General features: G+C 65.6%; 19 protein-coding genes. 11 read left to right on the top strand and 8 right to left on the bottom strand.

The window, feature by feature from the left end:
* Positions 1-79 precede the first annotated feature (79 nt).
* The 6 genes from gloA2 to F624_RS0121810 form a co-directional block, all read right to left on the bottom strand.
* Entirely contained in the window at positions 80-511 is a 432-nt protein-coding gene (gene gloA2, locus F624_RS0121835) for an SMU1112c/YaeR family gloxylase I-like metalloprotein (protein WP_019576487.1), read from the bottom strand.
* 1 nt (position 512) lies between these two features.
* On the bottom strand, positions 513-1586 hold the full coding sequence (locus tag F624_RS0121830; RefSeq protein WP_019576486.1) for an ABC transporter ATP-binding protein: 1074 nt from the start codon (positions 1584-1586) through the stop codon (positions 513-515).
* Between the two features lie 12 nt (positions 1587-1598).
* The gene (locus F624_RS0121825) at positions 1599-2456 is read right to left on the bottom strand and encodes a carbohydrate ABC transporter permease (RefSeq protein ID WP_019576485.1); all 858 of its coding nucleotides are present in this window, start codon (positions 2454-2456) and stop codon (positions 1599-1601) included.
* Entirely contained in the window at positions 2446-3324 is an 879-nt protein-coding gene (locus tag F624_RS0121820; protein WP_019576484.1) for a carbohydrate ABC transporter permease, read from the bottom strand. The genes F624_RS0121825 and F624_RS0121820 overlap by 11 nt, the downstream gene beginning before the upstream one ends.
* A 148-nt stretch (positions 3325-3472) precedes the next feature.
* Positions 3473-4753, bottom strand: a complete 1281-nt coding sequence (locus F624_RS0121815; RefSeq protein ID WP_019576483.1) for a carbohydrate porin — start codon at positions 4751-4753, stop codon at positions 3473-3475.
* A 139-nt stretch (positions 4754-4892) separates the two neighbouring features.
* On the bottom strand, positions 4893-6143 hold the full coding sequence (locus tag F624_RS0121810) for an ABC transporter substrate-binding protein (RefSeq protein WP_019576482.1): 1251 nt from the start codon (positions 6141-6143) through the stop codon (positions 4893-4895).
* A gap of 212 nt (positions 6144-6355) precedes the next feature.
* Here F624_RS0121810 and F624_RS0121805 point away from each other — a divergent pair, with 212 nt between their 5' ends.
* Both F624_RS0121805 and F624_RS0121800 read left to right on the top strand, forming a co-directional pair.
* A complete protein-coding gene (locus tag F624_RS0121805; RefSeq protein WP_019576481.1) occupies positions 6356-7078 on the top strand; it encodes a response regulator transcription factor in 723 nt (240 codons plus the stop codon).
* Positions 7079-7091: 13 nt separating this feature from the next.
* Positions 7092-8519, top strand: coding sequence for a sensor histidine kinase (locus tag F624_RS0121800; RefSeq protein WP_031255823.1), 1428 nt, complete (start codon positions 7092-7094; stop codon positions 8517-8519).
* Positions 8520-8522: 3 nt separating this feature from the next.
* Here F624_RS0121800 and pgi read toward each other — a convergent pair whose 3' ends face one another.
* Positions 8523-10109 (bottom strand): glucose-6-phosphate isomerase, encoded by a 1587-nt coding sequence (pgi, locus tag F624_RS0121795; protein WP_019576479.1) that lies wholly within the window; start codon positions 10107-10109, stop codon positions 8523-8525.
* 83 nt (positions 10110-10192) lie between these two features.
* A complete protein-coding gene (gene tal, locus F624_RS0121790; RefSeq protein WP_019576478.1) occupies positions 10193-11140 on the bottom strand; it encodes a transaldolase in 948 nt (315 codons plus the stop codon).
* 158 nt (positions 11141-11298) lie between these two features.
* Here tal and zwf point away from each other — a divergent pair, with 158 nt between their 5' ends.
* The 9 genes from zwf (at position 11299) to F624_RS0121745 (ending at position 21766) form a co-directional block, all read left to right on the top strand.
* A complete protein-coding gene (zwf, locus tag F624_RS0121785; protein WP_019576477.1) occupies positions 11299-12804 on the top strand; it encodes a glucose-6-phosphate dehydrogenase in 1506 nt (501 codons plus the stop codon).
* A gap of 131 nt (positions 12805-12935) precedes the next feature.
* Positions 12936-13781, top strand: coding sequence for a MurR/RpiR family transcriptional regulator (locus tag F624_RS0121780; RefSeq protein WP_019576476.1), 846 nt, complete (start codon positions 12936-12938; stop codon positions 13779-13781).
* 181 nt (positions 13782-13962) lie between these two features.
* A complete protein-coding gene (locus F624_RS0121775; protein WP_245573696.1) occupies positions 13963-14730 on the top strand; it encodes a DUF3047 domain-containing protein in 768 nt (255 codons plus the stop codon).
* 166 nt (positions 14731-14896) lie between these two features.
* The gene (locus F624_RS0121770) at positions 14897-15877 is read left to right on the top strand and encodes an ABC transporter permease (RefSeq protein WP_019576474.1); all 981 of its coding nucleotides are present in this window, start codon (positions 14897-14899) and stop codon (positions 15875-15877) included.
* On the top strand, positions 15877-17109 hold the full coding sequence (locus tag F624_RS0121765; RefSeq protein ID WP_019576473.1) for a M20 aminoacylase family protein: 1233 nt from the start codon (positions 15877-15879) through the stop codon (positions 17107-17109). The genes F624_RS0121770 and F624_RS0121765 overlap by 1 nt, the downstream gene beginning before the upstream one ends.
* A 64-nt stretch (positions 17110-17173) precedes the next feature.
* Positions 17174-18754 carry an ABC transporter substrate-binding protein gene (locus F624_RS0121760; RefSeq protein WP_019576472.1) on the top strand — a complete coding sequence of 527 codons (1581 nt, stop codon included), beginning with the start codon at positions 17174-17176 and terminating at the stop codon, positions 18752-18754.
* A gap of 69 nt (positions 18755-18823) precedes the next feature.
* Positions 18824-19735 carry an ABC transporter permease gene (locus tag F624_RS0121755; RefSeq protein WP_019576471.1) on the top strand — a complete coding sequence of 304 codons (912 nt, stop codon included), beginning with the start codon at positions 18824-18826 and terminating at the stop codon, positions 19733-19735.
* A gap of 22 nt (positions 19736-19757) precedes the next feature.
* Complete coding sequence (locus tag F624_RS0121750; protein WP_031255821.1) at positions 19758-20741, top strand: ABC transporter ATP-binding protein; 984 nt, start codon at positions 19758-19760, stop codon at positions 20739-20741.
* Entirely contained in the window at positions 20738-21766 is a 1029-nt protein-coding gene (locus F624_RS0121745; protein ID WP_019576469.1) for an ABC transporter ATP-binding protein, read from the top strand. Before F624_RS0121750 ends, F624_RS0121745 begins: the two co-directional genes overlap by 4 nt.
* Positions 21767-22021: the final 255 nt, after the last annotated feature.

The raw sequence follows: 22021 nt of genomic DNA, 5'->3' as shown, positions 1-22021 counted from the left end.
CAGTGATGCGGCCCTTTTTTCATGCCTGATCGATCAGGGTTGCTCCACCGATCGGGCTGCGCCATCGGCCCCGCCCCAGCTACGCGCCCGACTGCACCAGCTCGATCGGCAGGCCGTCGGGATCGGCAAAAAAGGTGAAGGTGGCGCCGGTCACCTCATCGGTTCGCAGCGGCTCCACCGCCACGCCCTGCGCCAGCAGGTGCGCCACCCAGGCCGGCAGGTCGGCCACGCGCAAGGCCAGGTGACGCAGGCCGCAGGCTTCGGGCCGAGAAGGCCGCGCAGGTGGAGACGGGAACGAAAACAACTCCAGCTGGCTGCCATCGGGCAGGGCCAGATCGATCTTGTGCGACTGGCGCTCGGCCCGGTACTGCTCATGCAGCACGGGCAGGCCGAGCACGCGGGTGTAGAAGTCGCGCGAGCGCAGCACGTCGCGGCAGATCAGCGCGACGTGGTGCAGGCCCAGCAGAGGCGGTGCGCTCGGGGCGGTCGATGCGGGCGGGACGGTCGGCATGTCAGGCCCGACGCATCTCGCTGGCACCATCGAACCAGTGGGCATGGCCGGGCGCGACCGAGATGCCAACGCGGTCGCCCGGGCGCACCGGGGTCTGGGCGCCGGTGCGCAGGGTCAGCGTGCCTGAAGAGGTGTCGACCACCACATAGGTATCGGGGCCGGTGGGTTCGACCACGCTGACCTCGCCGCGCCAGGGGGAGGCGTCGTCCAGCAGCAGGTGCTCGGGCCGCACGCCCAGCAGCAGCTCCTGCCCTGGCTGAGGGGCATCGACCGGGCCCGCCAGGGGCACCGCAATGCCCAGCATCTCGAAGCTTGCGCCGTGGTGCCGGCCGCGCACCAGGTTCATGGTCGGTGAGCCGATGAAGGTGGCCACATAGGTGTTGGCGGGGTGGTTGTAGATCTCGTCGGGCGTGCCCAGCTGCTGCACCACGCCGCCCTTCATCACGGCGATGCGCGAGCCCAGGGTCATGGCCTCGACCTGATCGTGGGTGACGTACACGCTGGTGATGCCGCTGGTCTGGTGCAGGCGCTTGATCTCGGCGCGCATTTCCACACGCAGCTTGGCGTCCAGGTTGGACAGGGGTTCGTCAAACAGAAACAGCTGCGGCTGCCGGGCCAGGGCCCGGCCCATGGCCACGCGCTGGCGCTGCCCGCCCGAGAGCTGGCTGGGCCGGCGGTCCAGCAGGTGCTCGATCTGCAGCATGGCTGCCACCTGGGCGATGCGGGCCTGGCGCTCGGCCTTGGGGATCTTGCGCATCTCCAGGGCAAAGCCGATGTTGTCGGCCACGCTGAGCGTGGGGTAGAGCGCGTAGCTCTGGAACACCATGGCGATGTCGCGGTCGCGTGGCGGCATGCCCACCACGTTGCGATCGCCGATGCGGATCTCGCCTTCGCTGGGGTCGTCCAGCCCGGCAATGATGTTGAGCAGGGTGGATTTGCCACAGCCCGAGGGGCCCACCAGGATCAGGAACTCACCGGGCTCGACGTGGATGTCGATGCGCTTGAGCACCTCGACACTGTTGTCGCCCCGGCCGTAGCGTTTGTTGATGCCCGAAATTTGCAACGATGAAGCCATTTGCCTTACCTCTCAACCCTTGACCGCGCCGGCCGTGAGCCCGCGCACAAAAAACTTGCCTGCCAGCACGTAGATGGCCATGGTCGGCAGGCCTGCGATGATGGCGGCCGCCATGTCCACGTTGTAGGCCTTGACGCTGCTGGACGTGTTGGCCAGGTTGTTCAGGCCCACCGTGATGGGCTTGGAATCGGTGCCCGAGAACGTGACGCCGAACAGAAAATCGTTCCAGATGTTGGTGAACTGCCAGATCAGCGTGACCATCACGATGGGGGTGGACAGCGGCAGCACGATGCGCCAGAAGATCTGCCAGAAGCTGGCCCCATCGATGCGCGCCGCGTTGACCAGCTCGGCCGGGATGGCGCTGTAGTAGTTGCGGAAGAACAGCGTGGTGCCGGCCAACCCGGCCAGGCAGTGCACCAGGATCAGGCCCCCGATCGAGCTGGAGATGCCCAACCAGCCCAGCACCTGGCTCATGGGCAGCAGCACCACCTGGAAGGGCATGAACACACCGAACAGCAAGAGGCCGAACAAGGTGTCGCTGCCGCGGAACTTCCACAGGCTCAGCACATAGCCGTTCAGGGCGCCCCACACGGTGGAGATCATCACGGCGGGCACGGCCATGCTGACCGAGTTCCAGAAGAAAGGCCGCAAGCCATTGCAGTCGACCCCGGTGCAGGCCTGCGACCAGGCCACGGACCAGGCGTCCCAGTTCAGCGCCTGGGGCCAGGCCAGCAGGTCGCCGGCCCGGATCTCCTCGGCCGTCTTGAGCGAGGTCACCAGCATGGCATACAGCGGCAACAGAAAGAACACGGCGGCGGCCAACAGGGTCAGGTAGACCAGCAGCCGCCCCAGCAGGGGTTTAGCGCTCATGGGGTTTGCTCCGCAATTCGCTGTAGAGGTAGGGAACCACCAGGGCGGCCACGGTGGCCAGCATCATGGTGGCACTGGCGGCGCCCAGGCCGATCTGGCCGCGCGAGAAGGACATGGTGTACATAAAGGTGGCCGGCACATCGCTGGCGTAGCCGGGCCCGCCAGCGGTCAGAGCCATCACCAGATCGAAGCTCTTGATGGCCAGATGCGACAACACCATCAGGGTGCTGAAGAACACCGGGCGCAGCGCCGGCAGCACGATGCGCCAGTAGATGCGGGGCAGCGAGGCACCGTCCACCTGGGCGGCCTTGATGATGCTGTCGTCCACGCCTCGCAGGCCGGCCAGGAACAAGGCCATGGCAAAGCCCGCGCTCTGCCAGATGCCGGCGATCACCACGCAGTAGATGGCCCGGTCGGTGCTGACCAGCCAGTCGAAGGTGAAATGCTCGAAGCCCCAGCCGCGCACCAGCTGCTGCAGGCCCTGCTCGGGGTTGAGCAGCCACTTCCAGGCCGTGCCCGTGACGATGAAGGACAGCGCCATGGGGTAGAGGTAGATGGTGCGCAAGGCGCCTTCGGCGCGGATCTTCTGGTCCAGCAGCACGGCCAGCAGCACGCCGATGGCCAGCGAGCCCAGCACGTAGCCGCCGCCGAAGATGGCCAGGTTCTGCAGCGCCAGCCACCAGCGGTCCATGGCCCAGAGCTTGTCGTACTGCATCAGGCCCACCCACTCGTAGTTGGGCAGCATGCGTGACGCCGACAGGCTGAGCAGGCCGTTCCAGACCATCAGGCCGTAGATGAAGGCAAAGCCCAGCACGAAGGCGGGGGCCACCACCAGACGGGGCAGCCAGTTTTCAAAGGAATTTTTCATGACTCACGGGGCATCGACATGCCAAAGGCCCTTCAAGCAAAAAAGGCGGGAGCACCAGGCGCTCCCGCATCAAAAAGGCGGATCACGCCTTGGAGAACCAACCCGCAGGCCGGGGGGCCGCCACGCAGCGCCCCCCCGGCGGACCCACTTACCACCAGTACTCGACCTGCGCCCCCACCGTGGTGGCACTGCTGCGGCCACCGGCACCGAAGGTGGCGGCATTGGCGGCACCGGCGGCCGTGTTCCAGTTGAAGCGGCTCAGGTAGACGCGGAACTCAGGACGGGTCCAGAACTTGTTGTCGGGCGAGAAGGCCACGGCCAGGGTGCCCTTGTTCAGGTGCTGGGTGGCTTGGCCGTCGATGGCGCGCGAGGTGATGCCCACATCGAGCAGCACTTTCACGTTGCGCGCCACGCCGTAGGACATGCGGCCACCGATCGAGGTGTCCTTGTACTTGGCGGCGTTGTCGGGCTCGACCGTCTGGTAGCTGGCCAGGGCCTGGCCGCCGAAGGCGCCCAGTTGCCAGTCGATCACCTCGGCAATGCGGGTCTGCTTGGCGCCGGCCTGGGCCACGCCGGCGTTGTCCAGGCCGTAGAACTTGCCATCCAGGCCAGCGTGGCCCGTGGAGGTCTGCACGAACAGCGAGTTGTTCATGCCTGGCAGCAGAAAGTCGGCCTGGTTGTGCAGCAGGCCCAGGGCGTTGCCGTTCTGGCCAATGCCGAAGCGCCCGTTGATGGTGGCGCCGGTGAGGGTCAGGCGCCCACCGGGGTTGACCGGCAGATCACGCAGCTGGAAGTTGGCCCGGCGGGCGTTGTTGCTGCTGGCGTTGCTGTTGTCCGACGAACCCTGGGTGTAGACGGCCAGGTTGAGGCGGGCCTTGGAGCCGATGCGGATGCCATCGACACCGGCGCCGTAGTTGTCGCCGTCCTGCATCAGCCAGTTGTCCAGGATGTGGATGTCCTGGATACGGTGGTAGCGCTGGCCGGCCCACAGGGTCAGGTCGGGGGCGAACTCCAGCCCGGTGATGTCGGCATAGACCTGGGCCGTGCCGGTGTTGCCGTTGTAGACCTTGGGCATGTAGTAGGTGCCCCACTTCAGGCCGCCGCCCAGGTCCCACTTCTTGCCGATGCCGAACTCGATGTAGTTGTCGCCTTCGTTGCCCAGGCGGTAATGCTGCAGGTCGCCACCGAGCTGGTACTGGCCTTTTTGCTGGTTGCCCGAGGCCGAGTAGAAGCCGCCGCGGCCGTAGCCGAACAGCTGCACGCCGTTGTCGTCCAGGGTCTTCTTGACCACGGCCTCGATCTGCTGGGTGGTGGCTTCCGACAGCGGGGCCGGGTCGGCCGCCTGGGCGCTCACGCTGCAGGCCAGCAAGGCCGCGGGGGCCAGTTGCCACAGGCGGGCGGAATGCAGGGAAGAGGAATGCTTGCTCATGTCTAGGTCTCCGATTTCAAGAGGTGTTCTGGCCATGCCCGGGCATGGCTTCGCCCGACCGGCTGGCCTTGGCAAAGGCCGCCGGGTCTGTCGGGCAACAAAGGGGGAAAGTAGATGGGGCGAGAGGCGCCCCGGGCGCTTATCGCGTCTTGGCGGCCTGGGCGATCTTCTTCATCGCATCGGCCACGCTGATCTTGTCGTCATTCCAGAATTGGCTGACCACGTCCTTGATGGCGCCTTCGGCAGCCGGAGCCACCGCCATGCCGTGCGCGATGCTGGGCACCAGGCCGCCGGTCTTGGCCGATTCGACAAAGTCTTTCGACGACAGCCTGGCGCAGTCGTCAAACTTGTCCATCTTCATGCCCAGGCGCACCGGGATCGAGCCCTTGTTGAGGTTGAACACCTCCTGGAACTCGGGGCTCATGATGGCCGCGGCCAGATCGCTCTGGGCCTTCTGGGCACTGGCGTCCTTGAGCTTGAACAGGATGAACGAGTCGACGTTGAAGGTGAAGCTGCTGGCCGTGCCCGGGGCGGCGGCGCACATGAAGTCTTTGCCGGGCACCTTGCCTGCGGCCACGAACTCGCCCTTGGCCCAGTCGCCCATCAGCTGGAAGCCGGCCTTGCCCTGGATCAGCAGGGCGGTGGCCAGGTTCCAGTCGCGCCCCGGCGAGCCCGGGTCGGTGTACGACTTGACGCGGCGGAAGGTTTCGAGCGACTTCTTCATGGTGTCGCTGCCCAGGGCTTTGTCATCGAGCTTGACCAGGGCATCCTGGTAGAACTTGGCACCGCCCACGCCCAGCACCACCGATTCGAAGGTGGTGAAGTCCTGCCAGTTCTGGCCGCCGTGGGCCACCGGGATCAGGCCGGCCGCCTTGAGCTTGTCGGCCGCGGCAAAGAACTCGTCCCAGGTCTTGGGCATGGCGGCCACGCCGGCCTTCTTGAGGGCGTCAGAGCTGGCCCACAGCCAGTTCACACGGTGCACGTTGACCGGCGCGGCCACGTAGCTGCCCTTGTACTTCATCACGTCGGCCACGACCTTGGGCAGGGATTCGTCCCACTTCTCGGCCTTGGCCACGCTGTCCATGTTGGCCAGCACGCCTTCTGCGGCCCATTCCTGGATGGCCGGGCCCTTGACCTGGGCCGCCGAGGGCGGGTTGCCCGACACGACGCGGCTCTTGAGCACGGTCATGGCGCTGTCGCCGCCGCCACCGGCCACGGCAAAGTCGCGCCAGGTGTGGCCCTTGGCCTGCATCATTTTCTTGAGTTCGGCGGCCGACTTGGCCTCGCCACCGGAGGTCCAGTAATGCAGGACTTCCACCTCACCGGCCTGTGCCGTCAGTGCGGCGCCGGCAGCCACTGCCAGCGCGGCCAGTTTTGACAACTTGAACATGCCCTCATCTCCTACTTGTAGTGTTGAATCATCGCTCACACGTGGGCGTGTCACTCGCCGCATCGCGTTCATTAATTTAATTAAAATAATGAATGCCCCCATCAGGACTTACCCCTAAACAGCGTCGCACTGGCATCAAAGCATCCTCTGGGGGCGAGCGACAGGCCAGGCAAGCGCCCGCCTCCAGGCGGCGCCTTTGTTATGCTCAAACGATGATCACGATCCTGATCGTTGAAGACGACGAACTCCTGCTCGATGCCCTGACGGGGCAACTCCTGCAATTGGGCTATGCGGTGCGCAGCGCGGGCAGCGTGGCAGAAGCCCAGGCCGTGCTCGGGCGCGAGGGCATTGACGGCATGATTCTCGATCTGGGCCTGCCCGGACAAGACGGCTTGACCCTGCTGCCCTGGGCGCGCAAGAAGCTGAGCGGCCTGCCGGTGCTGATCCTGACCGCGCGTGACGGCCTGGACGACCGCGTGCAGGGGCTGAACGCCGGGGCCGACGACTACATGACCAAGCCCTTCAACATGGTCGAGTTGCAGGCCCGGCTGCAAGCCATGCTGCGCCGGGCCCGGCTGCCGGCCTTCTCGCAAGCCACGGCCGGCGCCACGGGCCACTGGAGCACCGTGGGGCCGCTGCGCATCGACCCGCAGACCCGCGAGGCCACCCTGGCCGACGAAGCCCTGGAGCTGACCCAGCGCGAGTGGGAGCTGCTGGAGCTGCTAGTCAACCGCTGCGGCGAGGTGGTGACCCGTGACGATGTGCTGGCCGCCTGGCGCGCCGTGCCGCCCGAGCCGGGTCAGGCCGCGGCGCCCTTGAACTCGAATGCGCTCGAGGTGTATGTGCACCGGCTGCGCAAAAAGCTGGACCCATCCAACCTGAACATCCGCAACATCCGGGGCCTGGGCTACATGCTGGAAAAGCCCGCGGCCTGAACCGCAGTCCCCCATGGCACGACCACCGCCCCTGCCCGGGGTTTCCCTCAAACGCCAATTGCTGCTGTGGCTGCTGCTGCCTCAGCTGGTGCTGTGGCTGACCGGGGGCGTGCTGGCCTGGCGCGTGGCCCTGGAGAACGGCGAACGCGGCATCGATCAAAGCCTGACCCAGTCGGTCAAGGCCCTGGCGCGCCAGATCAAGCCGATCGGCGACGGCCTGCTGGTGGACTTTCCGAAGGCAGCCCAGGACATCCTGGAGCAGGACCCGGCCGACCGCATCAGCTACATGGTGTCCTCGCCCCCGGGCCGCTTTCTGCTGGGCAATGCCCAGCTGCCGCCGCCCCCGGCCGACAAGGCCCAGGCCGAGCCCGGCGAAGCCGTGCTCTACGCCGGGGTGGTGGACGAGCGCCCGGTGCGCGTGGTGTCGCTGGAGGTGGACTACGGCTCACCGGGCAGCAAGCAGCGCCTGCGCGTGCAGGTGGCCCAAAGCCTGACGGTGCGCGAACGCATCGCCCACGAGTTGCTGGAGAAGATCCTGCTGCCCATGGGCCTGATGGGGCTGGTGCTGAGTGCCTTGGTGTATGCCGGCGTGCTGCGCGGCCTGCGACCGCTGAAGCGGCTGGAGGCAGAGATCGAACTGATCGGCGCCAGCCCGCAACCCGGCCATGCGCCCCTGCCCAGCGGGGCCCTGAGCACCGCCCCCCAGGAGGTGCATTCGCTGGCCAGCACCATCAACCGCCTGCTGGCGGCGGTGGCCAAGGGCCAGGTCAAGGAGAAGCAGTTTCTCAACGACGCCGCCCACCAGCTGCGCACGCCCCTGGCCGGCCTGATCGGGCAGACCGATCTGGCCCTGCACGAGATGCAGGACTCGCCCGCCCGCGAGCGCCTGATCAAAGTGCGTGCCGCCGCCCAGCGCAGTGCGCACCTGGTGCACCAACTGCTGCAACTGGCCCGTTCGGAGACCACAGTGGAACTGCAGCCGCTGGACCTGCCCGGCCTGGCCCGCGAGGTGGCGCGTGACTGGACCGCCCGGGCCCTGGCCGCCGGTGTGGACCTGGGTTACGAGGGCGAGGAGCATTTGAAGCTGCAGGGCAACGCCTTGCTGCTGCGCGAGGCCTTGAGCAACCTGCTGGACAACGCCCTGCATTACGCCGGGCCGGGCAGCATGGTGACGGTGCGGGTGCGGCCACTGACCACCACCCAGGTCGAACTGTCGGTCGAGGACAACGGGCCCGGTGTGCCGGAAGAACAACTCCCCCATCTGCTCCAGCGCTTCTGGCGCGGCAGCGAGAAGGCCGGCGGTTGCGGCCTGGGGCTGGCCATCGTCGAAGAGATTGCCCAGCGCCACCGCGGCCAGGCCTTTGCCCAGGCGCTGCAGCCGCACGGGCTGCAGGTGGGTTTGCGCCTGCCGCTGGACCAGGGCCTGTCAACAGGCCCTTGAGGTTCAGAAGCGCGGCCTGAACTGGCGCAGCAGGCCGGCGGTGGAGGCATCCAGCCCACGCACATCGCCCGTGGCCAGCCGGGGCTGGATGTCTTGCGCCAGCTGCTTGCCCAGCTCGACACCCCATTGGTCAAAGCTGTTGATGCCCCAGACCGAGCCGCTGACAAAGACACGGTGCTCGTACAAGGCCACCAACGCGCCCAGGGTGGTCGGGTCCATGCGCTCCAGCACAAAGAAGGTGCTGGGCCGGTTGCCCGGAAAGTGCCGGTGCCCGCCCGCATCGCTGCGCCCCTGCAACAGGGCCTGGGCCTGGGCCAGGGCATTGGCCACCAGTTGGGCGTGATGGCCCGGCAGGTCGTGCGCGGGCTCGCGCACGGCAATGAACTCAACGGGCACGATGTCGGTGCCCTGGTGGATCATCTGGAAGAAGGCATGCTGGCCATTGGTGCCGGGCTCGCCCCACACCACGGGCGAAGTGCTGTAGCCCAGGCTGCGGCCTTGCAGGTCGACCCGCTTGCCATTGCTCTCCATCTCGAGCTGCTGCAGGTAGGCCGGCAGGCGGCGCAGGCCATGGTGGTAAGGCGCCACGCTGCGGCTGGCAAAGCCGTGGAAGTTGCGGTACCAGACATCGAGCAGGCCCAGGCGCACCGGCAGGTTGCGCTCGAGCGGGGTGTGCGCAAAGTGCAGGTCCATGGCGTGGGCGCCGCCCAGCAGGGCCCGGAAGCCCTCGGCCCCGATGGCGATGGCCAGCGGCAGGCCAATGGCCGACCACATCGAATAGCGCCCGCCCACCCAATCGCGAAAACCGAAGGTGGTACGGATACCGAAGGCCTGGGCGGCCTCCAGGTGGGTGGTGAGGGCCACGAAATGGCGCGCCAGGTCGACCCCGCCCTGCTCGAGGAACCAGCGCCGCGCGCTGTGCGCGTTGGTCATGGTCTCGCGGGTGGTGAAGGTCTTGGAGGCCACCAGGAACAGGGTGTGGGCGGGGTCGATCTGCTCCAGCACCTCGCCCAATTCATCGCCATCGACATTGGAGACAAAATGGAAACGCTTGCCCGGCAGTGCATGCGCCTGCAGGGCCACCACGGCCATCTGCGGCCCCAGGTCAGAGCCACCGATGCCGATGTTGACGATGTCGGTGATCTGCGCGTCGGCGCGCACGCTCTCGGCAAAGGCCAGCATGTCGCGCAGCGTGGCATTGACGTCGGGCATGGCGGCATCGGCCACCGCCCCATGGAACACAGGCAGGGAGCCCCCGTGGCCATCGCGGCAGGCCTGGTTGCGCAGCAGGTGGTGCATGACCGCCCGGCCCTCGGTGCTGTTGATGGCCTCACCGGCCAGCATCGCATCGCGGTGTGCCTCCAGCCCAGTCTCGCGCGCCAGTTGCATCAGCAAGGCCTCGGCCTGGGCATCAATGCGGTTCTTCGAGAGATCGGCGAACACATGCGGCGCGCTCTGGCTGAAGCGCGAGAAGCGATCAGGATCGCGCTCGAAATCGGCTCGGACATCGAAGTGGCGCCCGTGCTGATCGAAGTGCGACAGCAGTTGGGTCCAGGCAGGGGTCTCGTCGCAGCGAAGTCGCTGTTTCATACAGTCCTTGAGTGGGTCGGGTCGAACATCAGGCAACGCGGCGCCAGGCCACGCTGCGGGGGCGTGCCATCTCTCGCGGCCGTCTAGACCGCCAGCATCAACTTTTCAAGTTTGACGGCGTCAGCGGCAAAGGCCCGGATGCCTTCGGCCAGCTTTTCGGTGGCCATGGCATCTTCATTGAGGGCAAAGCGGAAACTGGCTTCGTCGTACTGAATCGGGCTCAGCGGCAGCGATTTGGCGGCTTCGGCATCCAGCGCGCGGACGAGCGGCGCATCGCTGGCGGCCAACTGGGCCAGCAGATCCGGGGCGATGGTGAGCAGATCACAGCCAGCCAGCGCGGTGATCTGGCCCAGGTTGCGGAAGCTGGCCCCCATCACCTCGGTGGCGATGCCGAAATGCTTGTAGTACTCGTAAATCTTGCGCACCGACTGCACGCCCGGGTCGTTGGCACCCGAAGAAGCGGCTTCGTCCCATTGGGCGCCGGCCGACTTCTTGTACCAGTCGTAGATGCGGCCCACGAAGGGGGAGATCAGTTGCACCCGGGCCTGGCCGCAGGCCACGGCCTGGCAGAACGAGAACAGCAGGGTGAGGTTGGTGTGGATGCCCTTGCGCTCCAGTTGGGCGGCGGCCTGGATGCCTTCCCACGTGGCGGCAATCTTGATCAGCACGCGGTCGGTGGGCAGGCCGGCGGCCTGGTAGAGCTCAATGATGCGTTCGGCGCGGGCCACCGTGGCCGCCGTGTCAAAACTCAGGCGGGCATCGACTTCGGTGGAGACCCGCCCAGGGATCAAGGCCAGGATCTCGCGGCCGAAGGCCACCAGCAGGCGGTCCATGATTTCGTCCAGGGGGCGGTCACGGAAATGCTGCACCGTCTGGGCCAGCAGCGGCTGATACTCGGGCTTTTGCACCGCCTTGAGGATCAGCGAAGGGTTGGTCGTGGCATCCTGCGGGCGGAAAGCGCCCAGTTGCTTGAAGTCGCCGGTATCGGCCACCACCGTGGTGAACTGGCGAAGTGCGTCGAGTTGGTTCATGGCATCCTGAAAAAATGATCTTGTTCATGCCCGCAAAGCCGAAATGGTAACTTGATTACATCGACATCTCAATACAAAATACAAGAACTGAAAATTTCCTGGTGTTTTCCGGAAAAAACAAGAAACTCAGTTACGAAACCAAATTACATTACCGAGCCATGCAAAGCACCCCTGACATTGTGAAGCCTGCGAGCTTCGACCTGATCCTGTTTGGCGGCACCGGCGACCTGGCCTGGCGCAAGCTGATGCCCGCCCTGTTCCAGGCGTTCCGGCATGGCTCGCTGCCAGAGGGCGGACGGATCATCGGCGTGGCGCGTGACAAGCTCACAGACGAACAATATCGCAGTCTGATCGAGACACGCTTTCGCGAAGTTGACGGCCCCAAGCAGCCCAACGCCGACGAGTTCGCGCGGTTTGCAGCCATGCTGCACTACGTGCGCATGGACCCGTCCCAACCCGAGGACTACCAGACGCTGGCGAGCACACTGGCCGAGCGCGATGCGGCCACCGTGGTGATGTACGTGGCCACAGCCCCGGCCCTGTTCACCACCGTGGTCGAGCAACTGGCCGCAGCCGGCCTGAACACCCCGCGCACCCGGGTGGTGCTCGAAAAGCCCTTGGGTCACGACCTGGCCTCCAACCGCGCCATCAACGCCGCCGTGGGGCGAGCCTTTGGCGAGCGGCAGATCTTCCGCATCGACCACTACCTGGGCAAGCCCGCGGTGCAAAACCTGTTTGCGCTGCGCTTTGGCAACGCCTTGTTCGAGCCCCTGTGGCGCCGCGAGAACATCGCCAACATCCAGATCACCATCGCCGAAGACCTGGGGGTGGAAAAGCGCGGTCAGTTCTATGACAGCACGGGCGCGCTGCGCGACATGGTGCAGAACCACGCCTTGCAACTGCTGTGCGCCATCGCCATGGAGCCGCCAATCAATGCCCACGCCGATGCGATCCGCGACGAAAAGCTCAAGGTGCTGCGCTCGCTCAAGGCCTGGACGCCCGAGACCCTGACGCAGCACGTGATCCGGGGCCAGTACAGCGCCGGTTCGCGCCACGGTAAAGCCGTTCCGGGCTACCTGGACGAAGCGGGCGTGCCGGCCGACAGCGACACCGAGACCTACGTGGCCTTGCGCACCGAGATCGAGAACTGGCGCTGGGCCGGTGTGCCGTTCTACATCCGAACCGGCAAGCGGCTGGCGGCACGGGAGGCCCACATCACGGTCAACTTCCGACCCACGCCGCACCCGATCTTCAAGGCGCCCATCGGTGCGGCCAACAAGCTGGTGATCAACCTGCAGCCCCGTGACGGGCTGGAACTGCACCTGCTGGCCGAGGGGCGCACCCAACGCAATGCCACCGCCTCCAGCACTGGGGCCACACAAACGCTGGCACCGGTGCAACTCGACCTGGACTTCGACAAGCGCTTCGGCAACGAGCGGGTGGGGGCCTACGAACGCCTGCTGCTTGACGTGATTGATGGCCGACTGAACCTGTTCGTGCGCAGCGACGAGCAAGAGGAAGCCTGGCAATGGGTGCAACCGATCCTGGAACACTGGCAGGCCGGCCAGATGCCGCCGCGCCCCTATGCCGCCGGCACCTGGGGCCCGAGTGCCGCCAGCGCCATGATCGCGCGTGACGGGCATTGCTGGAGCGAAGAGGCCTGACAACGGTTCTGAGCGCCCATGATCCAGCGCAAAAGCCGGCCCACGCAGGGATGGAAGGCGGATTCTTGTTGTACCCTGAACGGTTGACGGCATGAATCTGCTATTTTTTTGCTCCTTGAAAGTCCACCGCCATGCTAGACCGCATCAAAGCCTCCATGTCCTCTCTGGCGCCGGCAGAGCAGCGGGTGGCGCAATTGGTTCTGAGCGACCCACGGGCCTTCGCCAACCTGCCGGTCAGTGAGTTGTCGTACCGCGCCCACGTCAGCAAACCGACGGTGGTGCGCTTTTGCCGCAGCATGGGCTACGACGGGCTGTCGGATTTCAAGCTCAAGCTGGCGGGCAGCGTGAGCGAGGGCGTGCCCTTCATCCACCGCAGCGTGGACGCCGACGACAAGACCAGCGACGTGCTGGTGAAGGTGATCGACAACACCGTGGCGGCCTTTCTGAAGTACCGCAACGACGCCAGCACCACGGCCCTGGAGCGCGCCGCCGAGGCCATTGCCGGCACCTACAAGACGGGGCGCCGCATCGAGTTCTTCGGCGTGGGCAACTCGGGCATCGTGGCGCAGGACGCACAGCACAAGTTCTTCCGCCTGGGCATCACCTCGATTGCCTACAGCGACGGCCACATGCAGGTGATGAGCGCCTCGCTGCTGGGCCCGGGCGACTGTGTGGTGATCATCTCCAACTCGGGCCGCACCCGTGACCTGATGGATGCGGCCGACATTGCGCGCAAGAACGGCGCCACCACCATCGTGATCACGGCCAGCGGCTCGCCACTGGCCTCGGCCGGGCACATCCACCTGGCCGCCGACCACCCCGAGGGCTATGACCGCTACAGCCCCATGGTGTCGCGCCTGCTGCACCTGATGATCATCGACGTGGTGGCCACCTGCGTGGCGCTGCGCATCGGCAGCCCCTTGCAGCCCCTGCTCAAGGAGATGAAGAACAATCTGCGCAACAAGCGTTACGCCTGAGCGCCGATTCACGGAAAGCGGTCTGAGGCCGTCACACGGTCTTCAAGCAGCCGTCATAAACTGGAGCCGCTGGAAGGTCTTCCGGCTCAACGGAGTGTGTGGCGTGGACAACAATTTTCTTCGGTGCATCGGGTCAGGATCAACCCTGGGGTTCAGACAGAAGTCGATCCGGGTGTGGGGGGTGGCCGCACTCACGAGCGCACTGATCAGTGCACTGACTGGCTGCAGCCTGGCACCGACTCAGCACGGCCATGAGCACGATTACCCGGCCGAAGCCGTGACCCAATCGCCCTGGGCCAAGGCCTCGCAGCCTGATGGGCTGCCCCCCCTGCCCTGGCACAACCACCACTTCCCGGGCAAGCAGATCACCCATTTCCAGTACCAGCGCCTGGACGGGCGCGATGCGGTGGAAGCCCAGGCCGATGCCTCGGCCAGCCTGCTGCGCCAGGTGCTGCGGGTGGAGCCTGAGCGTTTGGGGTCGTTGAAGTTTTCCTGGAAGGTGCCGGCCTTGATCACCGACGCCGACATGACCCAGCGCGATGCTGACGACTCGCCGGTGCGCGTGATGCTGGCCTTTGACGGCGACCGCAGCAAGCTGTCCACGCGCAACGCGATGATGTCCGAGCTGGCACGCGCCCTGACGGGCGAAGACCTGCCCTATGCCACCCTGATCTATGTGTGGAGCAACAAGCTGCCGCAGGACAGCACCCTGCACAGCCCGCGCTCAGACCGCATCCGCAAGATCGTGCTCGAATCCGGCCCGGAGCACCTGGGCCAATGGCTGGACTACGAGCGGGATATCCGGGCCGATTACCTGCGCTGCTTCGGCGAGGCCCCGGGCCCCTTGATCGGGGTGGCCCTCATGACCGACACCGACAACACCCGCTCGCACAGCCAGGCCTGGTATGGGCCGGTGCACCTGCAGCTGAAGCCCGCCGCCAAACCCTGAAAACACCCGGTACTGAACATTTCGTTCAGTGAGCGCTCCATGGCTCAGGGGGCGGCATCATAAAGCGCAACAGGGGCCGCCTTGCGTGATGGGATTCCCTGTATCGGCACAGGAATTGCTCTGCTAGCATGTTCATTCAATACACGCTGGTTGTTACCAATTTCTGATGTTCGCCTTCATTCTGCGTCGACTGGCCCAGGCCGTACTGGTGATGATCACCGTGGCCCTGATCGCCTTCATGCTGTTCCAGTTCGTCGGGGATCCGGTGGTGTTCCTGCTGGGGCAGGACGCCACGCCTGACCAGATTCGGGAGTTGCGCACATCTCTGGGGCTGGACCAGTCCTTTGTGGTGCAGTTCTGGCGCTTTCTGCTCAACGCGGCCCAGGGCGAGTTCGGCCTGAGCCTGCGCCAGGGCGCCAAGGTATCGCGCCTGATCGGAGAACGCTTTCCGGCCACCCTGGAGCTGGCGATGGTCGCCGCGGTGCTGGCGGTGGCGGTGGGGGTGCCGATGGGCGTCTATGCAGCCCTGCGCCGTGGCAGCTTCGGCAGCCAGTTGCTGATGACGGTGTCGCTGCTGGGGGTGTCACTGCCCACCTTCCTGATCGGCATCCTGCTGATCCTGGGGTTTTCGGTGGGGCTGGGCTGGTTTCCGAGTTTCGGGCGCGGCGAGACCGTGAGCCTGGGCTGGTGGAGCACCGGCCTGCTGACGGCCGATGGCTGGCACCACCTGGTGCTGCCTTCGATCACCTTGGCGATCTTTCAGCTGACCCTGATCATGCGCCTGGTGCGGGCCGAGATGCTGGAGGTGCTGCGCACCGACTACATCAAGTTTGCGCGCGCCCGCGGCCTGTCCAACCGCACCATCCACTTCGGCCACGCGCTGAAAAACACCCTGGTGCCGGTGATCACCATCACGGGCCTGCAACTGGGCTCGCTGATCGCTTTTTCCATCATCACCGAGACGGTGTTCCAGTGGCCCGGCATGGGCCTGCTGTTCATCCAGGCCGTGACGTTTGCCGACATCCCGGTGATGGCCGCCTACCTGTGCCTGATCGCCCTGATCTTTGTGGTGATCAACCTGGTGGTGGACCTGTTGTACTTTCTGGTTGATCCGCGCCTGCGGACCGGCCGCTCCGGAGGTCATTGATGAAAACCGACACCGGCGTACCGCGCCTGCGTGCCACCGGCCGTGCGTTTGAGCACATTGCCCGCTTCCACCCTGAGCTGACGGCTTTCCGCCGCGACCTGCACGCCCACCCCGAACTGGGCTTTGAAGAGGTCTACACCAGCGCCCGCGTGCGCGAGGCCCTGAAGCTGTGCGGCGTTGACGAGATCCATGAAGGCCTGGGCAAGACCGGCGTGGTGGCCGTGATCCATGGCCAGCGCCGCGACAGCGGCCGCTTGATGGGCTTGCGCGCCGACATGGACGCGCTGCCCATGGCCGAACACAACGACTTTGCCTGGCGCTCCACCAAAAACGGCCTGATGCACGGCTGCGGGCACGATGGCCACACGGCCATGCTGATCGGCGCGGCCCGCTACCTGGCCGAGACCCGGCGCTTCAATGGCACGGCCGTGCTGATCTTCCAGCCCGGCGAAGAGGGCTACGCGGGCGCCAAGGCCATGATCGATGACGGCCTGTTCGAACGTTTTCCGGTCGAGTCGGTGTACGGCATGCACAACTGGCCCGGCATGGCGGCAGGCACCATCGGCATCAACCCCGGCCCCATGATGGCGGCGGCTGACCGCATCACCATCGAGGTCAACGGCCGGGGCGGCCACGGGGCGCACGCCTACCAGACGATCGACCCGGTGCTGGTGGCCGGCCACATCATCACCTCGGTTCAAAGCATCGTGTCGCGCAATGTGCGCGGCATCGACAGCGCGGTGATCAGCCTGTGCGCGCTGCAGGCCGGCGACCTGGGCGCGATGAGCGTGATCCCCTCCAAAGCCACTTTGGTGGGCACGGTGCGCACCTTCTCGCCCGAGGTGCAGGACCTGGTGGAGCGCCGCCTGAACGAGCTGTGCAGCGGCATTGCCATGGGCTTTGGCGCCACGGCCAGCGTGAACTACGAACGCATCTACCCCGCCACCATCAACAGCGAGGCCGAGGCCCGCTTTGCCGGTGACGTGGCCCAGCACCTGGTCGGCAAGGACCATGTGGTGCGCGACCTGGAGCCGAGCATGGGGGCCGAAGACTTCTCCTTCATGCTGCAGGTCAAGCCTGGTGCCTACTTTCGCATCGGGCAGGGCACCTCGCACAGCAGCGGCTACCTGCATAACAACCGCTACGACTTCAATGACGAGATCCTGCCGCTGGGCTCGGCCCTGCATGCCGGCCTGATCGAACAGGGCATGCCGCTGGCGGCTGCCGATTGACGCCTGCCCCCTGATTTCACCCCCCGCAACTGCGTTCCAAGACTCTCTATCCGAGGAGCTCCCGATGAAATTCAATCTTCAAGTCCTGTCGCTGGCCGCCGCCCTGGCCCTGGGGGCCAGTTCCGTGGCTGCCCAGAGCGTGACCATCCGTGTCGCCAACCAGGGGGATTCGCTGTCGATGGACCCGCACTCGCTCAACGAGTCGCTGCAGTTGAGCGTGACCGGCAACGTCTACGAGCCCCTGGTGGGCCGCAACAAGGACCTGAGCCTGGCGCCGATGCTGGCCACGGCCTGGAAGCAGACCTCGCCCACCGTGTGGCGCTTTGAACTGCGCCAGGGCGTGCAGTTTCATGATGGCTCGCCCTTCACGGCGGACGACGTGCTGTTCTCGTTCAAGCGCACCCAGATGGAGGGCTCGGACATGAAGAGCTACACCAACGACTTCAAGGAGGTGCGCAAGATCAACGACCATGTGGTCGAGATCGAGACCAAGACGCCCTTCCCCATCCTGCCCGACGTGGTGTCGCTGGTCTACATCATGAGCAAGAAGTGGTGTGAGGCCAACCAGGCCGTGGGCCCGGTGGACCGCCGCAAGGGCATCGAGAACGCGGCCTCGTTCCGCGCCAACGGCACGGGCCCGTGGCGCCTGCGCGAGCGTCAACCCAATGTGCGCACCACCTTCTCGCGCAATGGCAGCTATTGGGGCAAGAACGAGAGCAACGCCACCGACATCATCTACACCCCCATCGGCAACGATGCCACGCGCGTGGCGGCCCTGCTGTCGGGCGAGGTCGATGTCATGGAACCCGTGCCGGTGCAAGACATCGAGCGCGTGAACAGCAGCCCCAACACCCGCGCCATCACCGGCCCCGAACTGCGCACCATCTTCCTGGGCATGGACCAGAAGCGCGACGAGCTGCTGTACTCCAACGTGAAGGGCAAGAACCCCTTCAAGGACAAGCGTGTGCGCCAGGCCTTCTACCAGGCCATCGACATCGACGGCATCAAGAAGACGGTGATGCGCGGTGCCTCCAACCCCTCGGCCTTGCTGGTGGGCCCCGGCATCAATGGTTTCCAGCCCGACATGAAGCGCCTGCCCTACGACGTGGAAGCCGCCAAGAAGCTGATGGCCGAGGCCGGCTACGCGAGCGGTTTTGAAGTGTCGATGAACTGCCCCAATGACCGGTATGTGAACGACGCCCGCATCTGCCAGGCCGTGGCGGCCAACCTGGCCCGCATCAACGTGAAGATCAATCTGCAGGCCGAGACCAAGGGCACCTACTTCCCGAAGATTCTGCGCCGCGACACCTCGTTCTACATGCTGGGCTGGACGCCCTCCACCTACGACTCGCACAACGCGCTCAATGCGCTGGTGGCCTGTGTGGACGACAAGGGCGCGGGCCAATTCAACCTGGGGGCCTATTGCAACCCCAAGGTCGATGAGCTGACCAAGAAGATCCAGGCCGAGACCGACAAGACCAAGCGCAACGCGATGATCCGCGAGGCCTTTGAGATCCACAACGCCGATGTGGGCCACATCCCGCTGCACCAGCAATCACTGGCCTGGGGCGTGAGCAAGAAGGTGCAGCTGGTGCAACTGGCCGACAACTTCATGCCCTTCAAGTGGATGAGCATTTCCAAGTAATCAGGTCAGCCACCGGTCTTCAGCACCACCCCAGCCCCTTGCACGGGCTGGGGCTCAGAGCGTTAGAACATGAAAAATCCCCTGGCACGCTGGCTTGACAGCGACGTCGGCCACAGCTTCCGGAGTTCTCCGGTGGCCATGGTGGCGGCGCTGATCGCCTTTGTCTGCGTCTTTTGTGCCGCGTTTGCCGGCTGGGTGTCGCCCCACAACCCCTTTGATCTGAGCGCGCTGGAGCTCAGCGATGCCCGGCTCCCGCCGAGCTGGCGCCCCGATGGGGTCTCCAAGTACCTGCTGGGCACCGACGACCAGGGGCGGGACATTTTGTCGGCCGTCATCTATGGCGCCCGGATCTCGTTGGTGGTGGGCATCGCCTCGGTGATGCTGTCAATGGCGCTGGGCGTGGCCCTGGGCCTGTTGTCGGGCTTTCGCGGCGGCTGGATCGACGCCTTGCTGATGCGGCTGTGCGACGTGATGCTGTCGTTTCCACCCATCCTCGTGGCCCTGCTGATCGCCGGTGTGGGCCGGGCACTGTTCCCCAACGCCCACGAGTCGCTGGCTTTCGGGGTGCTGATTCTGTCGATCTCGCTCACAGGCTGGGTGCAGTACGCCCGCACGGTGCGCGGCTCGACCCTGGTCGAGCGCAACAAAGAGTACGTGCAGGCCGCCCGTGTGACGGGTGTGGCACCCTGGCGCATCATGGTGCGCCATGTGCTGCCCAACGTGCTGGGCCCGGTGCTGGTGCTGGCCACCATCCAGGTGGCCACCGCCATCATCACGGAAGCCACGCTGTCGTTTCTCGGGGTGGGTGCCCCGCCCACCTCGCCCTCGCTGGGCACCTTGATCCGTGTCGGCAACGACTATCTTTTCTCTGGCGAATGGTGGATCACCGTCTTTCCCGGTCTGATGCTGGTGCTGATTGCACTGAGCGTGAACCTGCTGGGCGACTGGTTGCGCGACGCGCTGAACCCGCGCCTGCGATGAGCTGGCCAAGGCCGAGGCAAACATGAGTCTTCTACAAGTCAAAGACCTGGTGGTGGAATTCCCCGGGCGGCGCGGCACCTTGCGCGCACTGGACCACGTGTCTTTCGAGATCGCCCCCGGCGAAATTCTGGGCGTGGTGGGCGAATCAGGGGCCGGCAAGTCATTGACCGGCGCCTCCATCATCGGGTTGCTGGAGCCGCCGGGGCGCATTGCATCGGGCCAGATCATCCTGCAGGGCGAACGCATCGACAACCTCAATTTTGACCAGATGCGCAGCATCCGGGGGCGGCGCATTGGGGCCATCTTCCAGGACCCGCTGACCTCGCTGAACCCGCTCTACACCGTAGGGCACCAGCTGATGGAGACCATCCAGGCCCACCTGCCGGTCAGCCATTCAGAAGCCCGCAAGCGAGCCATCGATCTGCTCAAGGACACAGGCATTCCGGCGGCCGAACAGCGCATCGAACACTACCCCCATCAGTTCAGCGGTGGCATGCGGCAACGCGTGGTGATCGCCCTGGCCTTGGCGGCGCAACCCCAGCTGATCGTGGCCGACGAGCCCACCACCGCGCTGGATGTGTCGATCCAGGCCCAGATCATCACCCTGCTCAAGAACATCTGCCATGACCGCGGCGCCGCCGTGATGCTGATCACCCATGACATGGGCGTGATCGCAGAAACCTGCGATCGGGTGGCCGTGATGTATGCCGGCCGCATTGTCGAGACTGGCCCCGTGCACCAGGTCATCAACCACCCGAACCACCCCTACACCGCGGGCCTGATGGCCTCGATCCCGGACATGGCCGTGGATCGCGAGCGTCTTAACCAGATCGACGGGGCGATGCCCCGGTTGAATGCCATTCCCACCGGCTGCGCCTACAACCCGCGCTGCCCTCAGGTGATGGCCCGCTGCCGCACTGAACGCCCCGAACTGATGTCCACCGCAGGCACCCAGGCCGCCTGCTGGCTGCATGCACCGCAAGCGCCCCACGGAGATCCGGCATGAGCAGCCTTCGCCCCCAAACGCCAAGCACCTCAGCACCGCTGGTGCAGGCCCATGACCTCGCCAAGACTTTTGATGTGTCTCCGCCCTGGCTGAATCGGGTGCTGGAAGGCAAGCCCAGGCAATTGTTGAACGCAGTCGACGGCGTGAGCTTTGACATCGAACGCGGTCGTACCTTGGCCCTGGTCGGTGAATCAGGCTGCGGCAAGAGCACCGTGGCCCGCCTGTTGGTGGGGCTGTACGAGCCCACCCGCGGCCACATGACTTTCGACGGGCAGGATGCCCATGCCGAGTTCAAGAAGCCCTCGGGGCGCACGCTGCGCCGGCGCATCCAGATGATTTTCCAGGACCCGTACGCCAGCCTCAACCCGCGCTGGACGGTCGAGGCCATCATTGGGGAGCCCCTGCGGGAACACGGCCTGGTCACCGATGCCGCCGAACTGCGAGAGCGCGTGGGCGGCTTGCTGAAGTCGGTCGGACTCAGCGCCCTGGACATGCCCAAATACCCACACCAGTTCTCCGGCGGGCAACGTCAACGGATCTCGATCGCCCGCGCCCTGGCCACCGAGCCCGAGTTCCTGGTGTGCGATGAGCCGACATCAGCCCTCGACGTGAGCGTGCAGGCCCAGGTGCTGAACATCATGAAAGACCTGCAGCGTGAGCGCGGGCTGACCTACCTGTTCATCTCCCACAACCTGGCCGTGGTGCGCCATGTCAGCGATGAAGTGGGGGTCATGTACCTGGGACGCCTGGTGGAGCGGGCCGACAAGCACACCTTGTTTGCTACGCCGCGCCACCCCTACACCCGCATGCTGCTCGATGCCATTCCAGAGATGCGGCAAACCGGGCGCGCCCGCACCCCTGTGCAGGGTGAGGTCCCCAACCCGCTCAACCCACCGGGTGGCTGCACTTTTCACCCCCGCTGCCCGCATGCCAACGATCGCTGCAAGAGCGAAAGGCCGGCATTGCAAACCCAGGGCGAAGGCCACTGGGTGGCATGCCATGCCGTGGCTGAAAACCGGCTCTAAAAACCAAGTTTGAGAACTGCAGCCGATCAGATCGGCATCGGTGCACCGCACGTCCTCATGTCCTCACGGCATTGGGAGGTGGGGCAACGGCTCCATGCTCCCCCAGCTGGCGCAGCTGGAATGGCGTCAGTTGGCCGAGTCCATGAGAACAAGCATCCAACCCCCTTCAGGTGAAGGCATACGCCTCGATCCTTGCGCCCGATATCGCGCTCAAGCAATAAAAAAACCCCGCTGCGTTGCCGCAGCGGGGTTGAT

This window comes from Curvibacter lanceolatus ATCC 14669 (assembly GCF_000381265.1).
Classification (GTDB): Bacteria; Pseudomonadota; Gammaproteobacteria; order Burkholderiales; family Burkholderiaceae_C; genus Curvibacter; species Curvibacter lanceolatus.
Note: the sequence above shows the minus strand (reverse complement) of the source record. Positions and strands in the feature narration are given on the sequence as shown.